General features: G+C 65.9%; 8 protein-coding genes. All 8 read right to left on the reverse strand.

The window, feature by feature from the left end:
* Position 1 precedes the first annotated feature (1 nt).
* Positions 2-877, reverse strand: coding sequence for a TatD family hydrolase (locus EV191_RS00235; protein WP_132874768.1), 876 nt, complete (start codon positions 875-877; stop codon positions 2-4).
* A complete protein-coding gene (locus EV191_RS00240; RefSeq protein WP_132874769.1) occupies positions 877-2,307 on the reverse strand; it encodes an EboA domain-containing protein in 1,431 nt (476 codons plus the stop codon). Before EV191_RS00240 ends, EV191_RS00235 begins: the two co-directional genes overlap by 1 nt.
* Complete coding sequence (locus EV191_RS00245; RefSeq protein WP_207894354.1) at positions 2,304-3,158, reverse strand: SCO3242 family prenyltransferase; 855 nt, start codon at positions 3,156-3,158, stop codon at positions 2,304-2,306. The genes EV191_RS00240 and EV191_RS00245 overlap by 4 nt, the downstream gene beginning before the upstream one ends.
* The gene (locus EV191_RS00250; protein WP_132874770.1) at positions 3,155-4,327 is read right to left on the reverse strand and encodes an inositol-3-phosphate synthase; all 1,173 of its coding nucleotides are present in this window, start codon (positions 4,325-4,327) and stop codon (positions 3,155-3,157) included. The genes EV191_RS00245 and EV191_RS00250 overlap by 4 nt, the downstream gene beginning before the upstream one ends.
* 65 nt (positions 4,328-4,392) lie before the next feature.
* Positions 4,393-7,617, reverse strand: a complete 3,225-nt coding sequence (locus EV191_RS00255) for a 3-keto-alpha-glucoside-1,2-lyase-like domain-containing protein (protein ID WP_424565414.1) — start codon at positions 7,615-7,617, stop codon at positions 4,393-4,395.
* 104 nt (positions 7,618-7,721) lie between these two features.
* On the reverse strand, positions 7,722-8,882 hold the full coding sequence (gene xylA / locus EV191_RS00260) for a xylose isomerase (protein ID WP_132876030.1): 1,161 nt from the start codon (positions 8,880-8,882) through the stop codon (positions 7,722-7,724).
* Between the two features lie 7 nt (positions 8,883-8,889).
* Positions 8,890-10,065, reverse strand: coding sequence for a Gfo/Idh/MocA family protein (locus EV191_RS00265; RefSeq protein ID WP_132874771.1), 1,176 nt, complete (start codon positions 10,063-10,065; stop codon positions 8,890-8,892).
* A 52-nt stretch (positions 10,066-10,117) separates the two neighbouring features.
* Positions 10,118-11,173 carry a substrate-binding domain-containing protein gene (locus tag EV191_RS00270; RefSeq protein ID WP_132874772.1) on the reverse strand — a complete coding sequence of 352 codons (1,056 nt, stop codon included), beginning with the start codon at positions 11,171-11,173 and terminating at the stop codon, positions 10,118-10,120.
* Positions 11,174-11,198: the final 25 nt, after the last annotated feature.

The raw sequence follows: 11,198 nt of genomic DNA on the forward strand, positions 1-11,198 counted from the left end.
CTCAGCCGTCACCTCCCGGCCGGCCGCCGCGCAATACCGAGTTACCCGCGAAGGTCTCGGCATCCGGACCGGATCCGGCGAGACCGTCCAGCAACAGCCGGCCGCTCTGCCCGTAGAACTCGACCGGGTTGTCCCACAACACCTTCCCGATCTCGGTGTCCGTGAAGCCAGCCGCTCGCATGGTGGTCGCCACCGCGTGTGTCTTCAGCGGATCGGACCGGCCCCAGTCGGCAGCCGAGTTCACCAGCACGCGATCGGTGCCGTACTCGCGGAGCAGCTGAACCATCCGGTGTTCGTCCATCTTGGTATCCGGGTAGATGGAGAACCCCATCCAGCAGCCGGATTCCGCGACCATCCCGACGGTCGGCTCGTTCAGGTGGTCGATCACCACCCTGTCCGGAGGCAGTCCGGATTCGGCGACCACGTCGAGGCTCCGGCGCGTGCCGGTGAGTTTGTCTCGATGTGGGGTGTGTACGAGCGCGGGAAGTTCGTGCTCGACGGCGAGTTCCAACTGCCTGGCGAAGGCCGCGTCCTCCTCGGCGGTCATCGAGTCGTAGCCAACCTCGCCGACCGCGACCACCCCGTCCTTGGCCAGATAGTGCGGTAGCACGTCCAGAACCGGGGTGCACCGGGGATCGTTGGCTTCCTTCGGGTTCAGCGCGATGGTGCAGTGGTGCCGGATACCGAACTGTGCGGCGCGAAAGCGTTCCCAGCCGAGCAGGCCGTCGAAGTAGTCGGTGAACGAACCGACGCTGGTACGGGGCTGACCGAGCCAGAAAGCCGGTTCGGTCAGCGCGCGTACGCCTGCCGCGTACATCGCCTCGTAGTCAGCGGTGGTCCGCGAGGTCATATGGATATGTGGATCGAATATCCGCATCACTGGCTCCCCTCGAGCAATCGGCGAGCATCCGCCGGCACCTGCCGACCGGCGGCCGTTCGTTCCGCCGCGAAATCGCGCACCATGCGTCGTAGTTCCGCGTCGCTTCTGCGGTCCAGCCCGGCGACCGCTTCGGTCGGTACCCCGACGAACAGGCATTTGAGCACCCCGTGTCGCCAGGAATGCTGATCGAGCTCCCGTTCGGCGAACGGCCCGAGCGCGGCGGCGATCAACCGGGTGTCGTTGGTGCGCAAGGCATCCGCGACGATCGGTAGGCCGGCCGCACCGGCCTCCGGGCCGAGTTCGGCCAGCCCGCGCAGTACGCCACGGCGTTCCGCGTCATCGCCGTACCGGTACAGCTCGGCCAGCTCCGCGGCGACCTCAGCCGCGTCATGGTTGCGCACCAGTACGCCGATCAGCTGACGTCGCGCGAGATCGTCGACGGTGCCATACACCAGCCCCGCCGGATCCTCGGCGGACCGCAGCGGCTGCCGGCCGACCTTCCTGCCAACCGCGGGGAACAAACCCCGGATCGCGGTCAACTCGGTCGCGACCCGTTGTTCCGCCTCGGCCAGCCAGGGATGCGGGCTCACCTGGCGCCAGGCTGCGCGAAGCGCGTCCATCGAGCGTGCCGCGACCACCGGCGCGGCGTGGCTGTGCCTCGGCAACTCGACGGCCGCGACTCCACGATAGTCCACTTCGGATAGAGCGGCGAACCCTTCGGCCAGGTTCACCTCCCCGGTACCGAACTCGAGATGCTCGTGCACACCGCTGCGCATATCGTCGAGCTGCACGTTCACCAGCAGTGGCCCGGCCTGCCGGATACAGTCGGCGAGACTGTCGGTTTCCACCGCGATGCAGTGCCCGATATCCAGGGTAATGCCGAGCAGCGATGGTTCGCCGAGTTCCGCGCGCAGCCGCAGCGCGTCCGCCAATCGCTCCACGAACATACCCGGTTCGGGTTCCAGGCCAAGCGGTACACCCACCTGTTCGGCCCGCGTAAGCACCGTGCCGGTTCCGTCCAGCATCCGCTGCCAGGCCCGTTCGTCCGGCAGCTCAACCGGTTTGCTACCGGACCAGTAGGACACGCAGTCCGCGCCGAGTTCGCTGGCGATCTCCAGCGCGCGCTGGAGAAAGTCCAGCCGCGGGCCGGGTTCGTCGTCCAGTAACGTCGGCGCGTGTTTGGCACGCGGATCGAGTAGATAGCGCGCCCCGGTCTCCACCACGACGCGCAGGCCGAGCTCTCGTAGTCGACCGGCCAGCCTGCGTGCCTGCGCGGTGGCATCCGGGGCGAACGGGTCGAGATGGTGATGGTCCAGGGTGAGCGCGATGCCGGTGTAACCGAGCTCGGCGATGATCTCCACCGCGTCGTCGAGCCGATGGTTGGCGAACCCGTTGGTGCCGTAGCCGAATCGAAGGCCCGTGCTCATGTCGGGCTCACCCGCTTCGCCAGCCGGCGCGCCAGCGGCAAGCCCGCGCCGAGTAACGCCGCGGTCCACCGGCTGCCCCTGCGGGCAAGCACCGTTGCCTGTAACGGGACCATGCCGTGGATTCCGGCCGCGGTCGCCGCACGCACGGCCGGCGCGGCCGGTTCCCGTACCGCCTGCCACTGTGCGGTGCCCACGGTGCCGGCATAGACCGCACCCCAACCGGCCGCGGCTACCCGATCGCGCGGAAACCGCGCCCGGCCACTCAGCGCGGTCACCGCGGCTACGGCCGTGGTACCGAGCGCGAACCGTGCGGTTGACCGCGCCGCGCCGTGCACCTCACCGGCGGACAACGCGGTCACCGCGTAGGTATGCGCGCCGATCGCGGCAACCGTCGGCAGCGCTTCGCGTTGCCGGGAGCCGCTGGCCCCGAGCAGCACGTCCAGTGCTCGGCAACTGGCCATTCCCGCCGGTCCGAACGCGGTGGGTTTCAGCGTCGTGTCATAAGCCCAGATGGCCGCGGCCAGCGCGGTGGCGGTGCCGAACCCGCGGCGCCCACCGCCGAGCCCGGCGAGCGCCAGCCCCGCGCCGGTCAACCCGGCAGCCGTGCCGAACGCGGCACCGGGACTGATCCGACCGGACGGAATGGGGCGCTCCGGTCGTTCCACCGCGTCCAGGGCACGATCCGCCCAGTCGTTCAGCGCCATTCCCGACCAGTACAGCGCCACCGAGGCGAGCGGCAGCAGCAACCTCCTGCCACGCATCGGCGCGCCCACACTGGCCGCACCGGCAAGCGAGTCACCGAGCACGCTCAACGCGGCCGGTGCCCTTACCAGGTCCACAATGGTCTTCACCCTTGCGCTCCTTCCGCATGCAGACCGCCAATCCAGTCGGCCAGCTCGCGCGCTTGCTCGGCAAGCCGGTGCTCGGTGCTACCTAACGGGTCCTTGAAGAAGAAGCCAAGCGCGCCAAGCGCGCCCCGCTCGCCGGCCCTGCGAGCGGCGGTGACCAGTCGTGTCAGGTCCAGGATCAGCGGCGCCGCCAGCGCCGAGTCGTAGCCATTCCAGGTGAACTGCAAGGTCAGCTGGGTGCCGAGGAAACCCTCTACGGATACGTGATCCCATGCGGTTTTCTGTTCGCCGAGCTCCGGGACATTGTCGATATGCAGCGGCGCGGTCACCTCCTCGCCGAGCAACGCGGCAAGACCACGTCCCTTGCTGGCCAGCTTGCCGCGCACCTGCTCGGCATCGGCGAGGGTCGCACCGTCGCCACCGCCAAGCAGGTTGGTACCCGCCCAGGAACGCACCCGCAGGGCGCGCTCGGTGAACATCGGCGCCAATGCGGTGCGCAGCAATGTCTCGCCGGTTTTACCGTCCGCGCCGGCATAGGGCAGCCCGGATCTCTCGGCGAGCGCCCGCAGCGCGGGTACCCGGATGCCCAGCGAGGGCGTGAACTCCACGTAGGCGCAGCCAGCCCGCACGGCCGCGTACGCCGCCACCGAGCTTGGCGGCAGCACGGTGCGTGCCGGATCGCGCAGCGCGGCGTCCAGCGCCGCGAGGTCGTCGTGTTCCGGCAGTTCGGGAAACGGTGCTTCGGTTGACGAAACGTTGACCACCACGACCTGCTCGAGATCGTGGCTATGCTGGAATCGGGCGATATCGGCGGCCATCCGGTCAATCGCGGCCGCGGCGGGTTCGTGTGCTTCGGCTGGGTGGTAACCATGCCGGATCTCCGCGCTTACCGCTCGTAGGTCATCCGCGATCGCCGGCACGATGCGGTGCGGTAGCACGCCGGCATCGGCTAGCTGCTCCGCCCGTTTGGCCAACGGCTGATGCGCGATATCGTGCCCGCCGACGACCAGTTCGGTCCAGCCGGGGAACAGTTCATGCGCCAGTTCGGGCCGCGCGGTCACGCAACCAACCGGCTCAACAAGGTTCGCCCGCAACGCGAGTAGGCCGGTGATCGCGGTGGTCGCGACCGAGCCGCGTGCGCCGACCAACCACAGTCCAGTTGCTTTCGCCATCTTTCGACACCTCCCGAAAGGCCCAAGCTTGGGGTGCACGGCCGGTGCACCCCAAGCTGTAGGACTTACTCTGTGATCCGAACGTTGCGGAAGTGCACTTCGTCGGCATCACCGTGGTTCTGCAGGCCGACGAATCCGCTCGTCAGGTCCCGCTCCGGGTCGGTACTGGCGAATTCGTTGATCAGCACCTCATTCAGGAACACCTTGATCGTCTGGTCCTCGACCACGATCTCGTAGGAGTTCCATTCGCCCGGCGGCTTCAGGGCTTCATCGCGTTTGGCGATATCGGCTGACTGGAAGTCGTAGATCGAACCGGTGGTCTTGTCCGGATCATCGGTGGCGTCGATCTGCACTTCGTAGCCGGTGTTCACCGCATGCCACGGATCATCACCGGGTTCCTCGAAGCCCACGAATACCCCGGAGTTGTCGTCCCCGGTCATCTTCCAGTCCAGTTTGAGCGAGTACGCGTCGAACTCCTCGCCGTACCAGAGCAGCCCCATCCCGCCGGTCGACCTGATGGTGCAGTCTTCCTGCTGGAACTCGAACTCGCCCGGTCCAGCCTGCCGCCAGTTGGCGAGACTTTCTTGGGTTCCATCGAACAGGGCGCGGTAGCCGTCCTCCGGCTCGGTTGGCTCGCAGGCCACCGGTTCCGGCTGCTCTGGATCTTTCGGCTGCTCTGGTGCTTCCGGTGGCTCGGGCTGCGCCGGTGGCGGTTCCTCACCTGGTGCGCCGCTGGCGCTTGGCGGAGCAGCCACCCCGTCGCCCTCGGCGGCGAGCATGTCCAGATCGAACAGGTTCGAACCAGAACCGTTGAACACCAGGTAAAGCGGGCCTGTTTCGCCAGGATCCTCGATCGGCGTTGCCGGCAGATCCTCGTACTGATCGACCCCACCGGTATCGGTCACCTCGACACTGTGCACCAGCGGGCCGTCTGGCGCCCCCGCGTGCACATCGATCGTGCCACCTGGACCACCGGAGGAAACCCGGTAGCCGATCCCGGTCAACCCGGTCAGATTCGTCGGTTCGAACTTGATCCAGTCGCCAGGGTCGATCCCGCCGACACGCTTACCGCCCTTTGCGCCCTCGTGCTCGACAACCTCAACGCCTTCGGCCTCGTCGAAGAACTCGGCCTGCTTGTGCTTCGGCTGCAGCACGTTCTGCCCGGAACCGGTAAGCGGCGGCACATCGCCAGCGCCGTTATCGGTGTAGCTGGCATTGATCACGCCAAACACATTGGCGTCCATGCCATGCCCTTCATCGGCCGGCGTTTCGATCGTCCCTTCGCAACCGGTCTCGCGGCTCAACGGATGACCGTGATTGTCGTGCCCGAGGATGTATTCCACGGTCACCTTCGAACAGTCGATCTCGCCGTCTTCCGGATCGGTGACCGTGACCTTGAACGGAACCTGGTCCCCGAAGCCGAAGAAGCCACCATCCACCGGCTGCTCGACCTCCACCGTCGGAGCGGTGTTGCCCACCGTGATGACCACACTCGCGTAGCCGGTGAGGCCGGACTCGTCAGTCACCGCGAGTTTCGCCGAGTAGCTGCCCGGCTCGGTGTAGGTGAACTCGGTCGGGCCCTGTTCGGTCGAGTCGACTTCCCCGTCGTTGTTGAAGTCCCAGGCGTACTCAACAGCCTCGCCGTCCGGATCGTTGGTCCCTTCCGGATCGAACTTGGCGGTAAGTGGTGCGGGACCGTTGGTGGTGTCCGCGCTGAGCTGGACCTGTGGTGTGCGCTTGCCCTGGGTGTAGTCGATGCGATACAGCGCCGAGTCTTCCGCCCCACCAAAGTAACCGCTGCCGTAGTCCAGTACGTACAGCGAGCCGTCCGGCCCGAACTCGATGTTCATCGGCCGGACCAGATCCATCGAATCGAAGAACGGCTTGATCTCGCCGGGCGAACCATCCTCGCCGACCGAGATCTCCTTGATCCAACCCCGATCCCATTCATAAGCGAAGTTCTTGCCGTCGAAGTACTCGGGGAACTTGGTTTCCTCCTCGATCGACTCATCGAAGCGGTAGACCGGCCCACCCATCGGCGATTCCGGGCCACTGCCGAACTCGGGGACGGACCCGTCGTCGTAAGGAATCCATGCGGGCTGAGCCGGCGGCAACTCGGTGAGCCCGGTGTTGTTCGGGCTCTCGTTTCGTGGCGCCGCACAGTCAAACGGCTCACCGGAGTTACCGGACTCGAAGTCGTAGTCCCGGTACGGTTCGTTGTCGCCGACGCAGTACGGCCAGCCGTAGTTACCCGGCTCCTTGATCAGATTGAACTCGACCATACCCGCCGGGCCACGATCCGGGTTCGCCGATCCGGCGTCCGGACCGTAATCACCGAGATAGATCCAACCCGTTTCGTGGTCCACGGCGAACCGGAACGGGTTGCGGAAACCCATCGCGTAGATTTCCGGCTTTGTTCCTTCGGCGCCCGGTTTGAACAGGTTTCCTTCCGGAACGGTATAGCTGCCGTCCTCGGCTACCGTGATCCGCAGCAGTTTGCCACGCAGATCATTGGTGTTCGCCGCCGATCGTTGCCCATCAAAGGCGGGGTTGCGGTTCTCCCGTTCGTCGATCGGCGTGTAACCGTCCGATGAGAACGGGTTCGTGTCGTCTCCCGTGGACAGCAGCAGATTGCCGTCGGCATCGAAATCGATTTCCCCACCTGCGTGGCAGCAGGTGCCACGGTCCGCGGCAACCCGGAGGATCTGCTGCTCGCTGGCGAGGTCGAGGGTCCCCTCCTCGGTAAGCTTGTACCGGGCGAGCTGGTTGTAACCCTGGAACGGCTCAAAGTCCGCGCTGCTGCCCTCTTCTGGGGCCTCCCCTTCCGGGGTTTCCAACGGTGGCGCGTAGTACAGGTACACCCAGCGGTTTTCCGCGAAGTTCGGGTCGATCGCGACGCCTTGCATACCGTCTTCGTCATGCGTGTAGACGTCGATATCGGCGGCCAGCGTGGTGCTCGCTTCCGGCGTGGTCAGCATGACGCGACCGTCCCGCGCGGTGTGCAGCACGCTACGGTCCGGGAGCACCGCCATCGCGATCGGTTCGCCGGTGCTCGGTTCACCCTTGGCGAGGGTGATCTGGTCGAAGTCCGACTCGGCCGGCGGCTCGTCGGCAGTGTGTCGGGCGCCTTGTTGCCCGATCTGTTGCTCGGCTGGTTGCGGTACCGCCACCGCGGCTGGAGCCGCTACCGCCGCGGTGGCCAGCGCGGTGCCCAGCGCGAGCGCCGCGGCGCCCAACCGGCTGAGCCGCGTCCTTGGCTTCCTTGATCCGCTGGTTATGCCTCGTTGCACAGGTGCTTCTCCTCGCTAGCGCCAGCCCGACGAACGGTCCCCGGGCCGTGAACTCAGACCTTGGTGCTGTGCCGGCTGCCCTCCTTTCCTACTCGATGCGCCGTTCAGCGCGCGCCGAGCAAATGCTCCATACCCAACTGATCGAGATACTCGTAATGCATGCCACGTGCACCGGCGGCTTCCGGGTCGAACGGCTCCGCGCGAAGGTCCGCGAGCGTCTCACCCGGCTCCAGGGTGGGCAGTGCCAGCTCCGGCACCCTGGATCGCCGCAACGCGGCGGCTACCTCCGGATCAGCGCGCAACTCGCGTGCTCTACTCGCCATGATCAGGTAATTACGCATACAACCCGCCGCGGCGGCCCAGACGCCCTCGTCGTCCTCGGTGCGTGCCGGTTTGAAATCGAAGTGCCGTGGTCCCTGATAGCCGGCGCTTTCCAACAGATCCACCAGGTAAAAGGCCGATTTCAGATCACCGTTGCCAAACCGCAGATCCTGGTCATAGCGCGGCCCCTGCTGACCGTTCAGGTCAATGTGGAACAGCTTGCCCTGCCACAGGGCTTGCGCATAGCCGTGTACTACCGACATACCCGCCATCTGCTCGTGGCCGACCTCGGGATTGACGCCGACGAGCTCGCCGTCGGCGAGTCTGGTGATGAACGCCAGGGCATGGCCAATCGTGGGCAACAAGATATCGCCACGCGGCTCGTTCGGTTTTGGCTCGATAGCCAGCCGCATATCGTAGCCCTGCTCGCGGATGTAACCGCAGAGCAGGTCCAGCCCCTCGGCATAGCGATCCAGTGCCGCACGGACATCCTTTGCCAGTGGCGACTCCGCTCCCTCCCTGCCACCCCACAGCACATAGGTCGGGGCACCCAGTTCGGCGGCAAGGTCGATATTGCGCAGCACCTTACGCAGCGCGAACCGCCGGATATCCCGGTCGTTCGCGGTCAACGCGCCATCCTTGAATACCGGATGGCTGAACAGGTTCGTGGTGACCATGGAAACGGAGATCCCGGTTTCGTCCACCGCCGAACGGAGATCGGCAACCCTGCGCAGTCGATCCGCATCCGTGCTGCCGAACGGAATCAAGTCGTCATCATGGAAACTGACACCCCAGGCGCCGAGCTCGGTCAACCGCTCGAGCGCGTAGCGCATATCGAGCGGACCCCTCGTCGCGACCCCGAACGGATCGACGCCCTGCCAGCCTACCGTCCACAGACCGAAACTGAACCGGTGTTCCGGACCTGGTTGAAACCCGTTGTGCATACTCACCTCAGCGACTCCCGACGGTCGTCGGTGCCGCGTCTACGGCCGTCCACTGTGAGCTGTTCGCGGCGCTGCGCTGCACCGCGTCCAGTACGCGTTGCACGCGTAGCCCGTCAGCGAAATCCGGTCGGGGCTGGCTACCGTCCGCGAGCGCGGTCAGGAAATCCGCGATCTCATGGGTGAAGGTGTGCTCGTAACCAAGCGGATGGCCGGGTGGCCACCAAGCTTCCAGGTAAGGGTGTTCCGGTTCGGTGACCAGAATCCGGCGGAAGCCGGCCTCCGGGTCCGGGTTGGTGCCATCGTGGAAGTGCAGCTCGTTCATCGACTCGAAATCGAAAGCGAGACTGCCGCGCGAGCCGTTCAGCTCCAACCGCATCGAGTTCTTCCGGCCAAGCGCGTATCTCGTTGCCTCGAAGCTGGCCACCGCACCGGATCTGAGCCGGCCGTGGAACAGCGCGCAGTCGTCTACCGTGACGTCCTCCAGCCGGCCGTTGCCGGTCGCGGTGCCCGGCCGGCGGCGGACGAAGGTATCGGTCAGTGCCGAGACACCCTCGATTGGTTCACCGGTGACGAACTGGGTGGCGTCCACGATATGCGCGCCGATATCCCCGAGCGCGCCCGATCCGGCATGTTCCTTGCGCAGTCGCCAGCTCATCGGCGCATCCGGGTTGGCGAGCCAGTCCTGTAGATAGGTCGCCCGGACATGCCGTAGTTCGCCGAGCCTGCCATCGGCGACCAGCCGGCGGGCAAAGGCGAGTGCGGGAACCCTGCGGTAGTTGAACGCCACCATCGCGCGCACCCCGCGTTCGGCCGCTTCCGCCGCGGCACTCGCCATCCGTTCCGCCTCGGCGAGGGTATTCGCCAGCGGCTTCTCGCAGATCACGTGTTTGCCGGCGGCGAGAGCGGCGATCGCCATATCGGCGTGGCTGTCCCCGGGTGTGCAGATATCGATCACGTCCACATCGGAACGTTCGAGTAGGCTCGTCCAGTCGGTGGTCACCTCCGGCCAGCCCATCTTGTCCGCGGCCGCCTGGGTTCTTGCCCGGTCCCTGCCAGCGAGTACGACTTGGCGCGGCTGCCAGGCCAAGCCAAAAAACCGGTGTACGTTTCGCCAGGCATGCGAGTGCACCGCACCCATGAACGCGTGCCCGATCACCGCGACGCCAATCGTCGTGCCCTGCATAGTTAGCCACCCCTGTTCGGTCGGTCGTCCTGCCCGTGGCGATAGCCCTTGTTCACGAGTCAAAGGCGATATCCAGGTACTCGTCCACGTTGTCCGCGGTAACCACCGCCGAATACGTGGTGACATTGGCCGGAATCTCGTGCTCAGCAAGGTCACCGAGGCCCTTCGCCTGGCCGAGTAGCCTGGCCAGCGCGATCGCCGAGGAACACATCGATGGGCTGTACAGCACGGTCGCCTCGACGACACTGTTGCCTGCCTTGATCCGGTCCATCATGTCCCGCGAACCGGCGCCGCCAACCATGAAGAACTCGTCCCGGTTGGCGTTCTCGATCGCCGAGACGACACCGATGCCCTGATCGTCATCGTGGTTCCACAACGCATCCAGCTTGCTCGCCGCCTGCAACAGGTTCGCGGTCTGCTGCTCGCCCGTCTCCGGGGTGAACTGCGCGGCTACCCGATGTCGCACCTCGAGCCCGTGGCGTTGCAGCGCATCGCGGAACCCGTTGCTGCGTTCCCTGGTGAGTGGCAGCGAATCGATCCCGGCGACCTCACCGATCACCGGGTTGCCGACGTTGCGCCGCTGCAGTTCTGCCGCGATGTAATCGCCCGCGTTCACTCCCATCCGGTAGTTGTCGCCACCGATCCAGGTTCGGTAAGCGAGCGGGGTGTCAAACACCCTGTCCACATTGACCACTGGAATGCCCGCGTCCATCGCTCGGCGGCCAACCTGGGTGAGCGCCTTGCCGTCGAAGGGCAGGATCACCAGCACGTCCACCTTCTGGTTGATCAGTGTCTCGACCTGAGCGATCTGCTGGTTGACGTCATTGGAGCCCTCGGTCGCCTCGAAGGTCACATCGCTGAACTGCTCGGCCTGCGCCTGAGCGTTCTTCGTCATCGCGGCCATCCAGCCGTGGTCGGCGGCTGGCGCGGAGAACCCGACGGTTACTTCCTTGCCAGGTTCGGCATTGTCCCCCTGGCCGGCCGCGACCGCGTCGTTGTCCGCTTCGGGCTCGGTATTCGAAGTGCAGCCAGCGAGCACTACTCCCGCCGCTACGGCACCGCCCGCCATCAGGAAGGATCGGCGCCCATGCGCTGGAACTCTGGTCATGGCCTTCTCTTTTCGTTGTCCTTGG

The organism is Tamaricihabitans halophyticus (assembly GCF_004340875.1).
GTDB classification, from domain to species: Bacteria; Actinomycetota; Actinomycetes; order Mycobacteriales; family Pseudonocardiaceae; genus Tamaricihabitans; species Tamaricihabitans halophyticus.

Bases quoted from the DNA above. Each gene is read 5' to 3' on its own strand.
- EV191_RS00235 (WP_132874768.1), bottom strand. From the start codon at position 877: ATGCGGATATTCGATCCACATATCCATATGACCTCGCGGACCACCGCT.
- EV191_RS00240 (WP_132874769.1), bottom strand. From the start codon at position 2,307: ATGAGCACGGGCCTTCGATTCGGCTACGGCACCAACGGGTTCGCCAAC.
- EV191_RS00250 (WP_132874770.1), bottom strand. From the start codon at position 4,327: ATGGCGAAAGCAACTGGACTGTGGTTGGTCGGCGCACGCGGCTCGGTC.
- xylA (WP_132876030.1), bottom strand. From the start codon at position 8,882: ATGCACAACGGGTTTCAACCAGGTCCGGAACACCGGTTCAGTTTCGGT.
- EV191_RS00265 (WP_132874771.1), bottom strand. From the start codon at position 10,065: ATGCAGGGCACGACGATTGGCGTCGCGGTGATCGGGCACGCGTTCATG.
- EV191_RS00270 (WP_132874772.1), bottom strand. From the start codon at position 11,173: ATGACCAGAGTTCCAGCGCATGGGCGCCGATCCTTCCTGATGGCGGGC.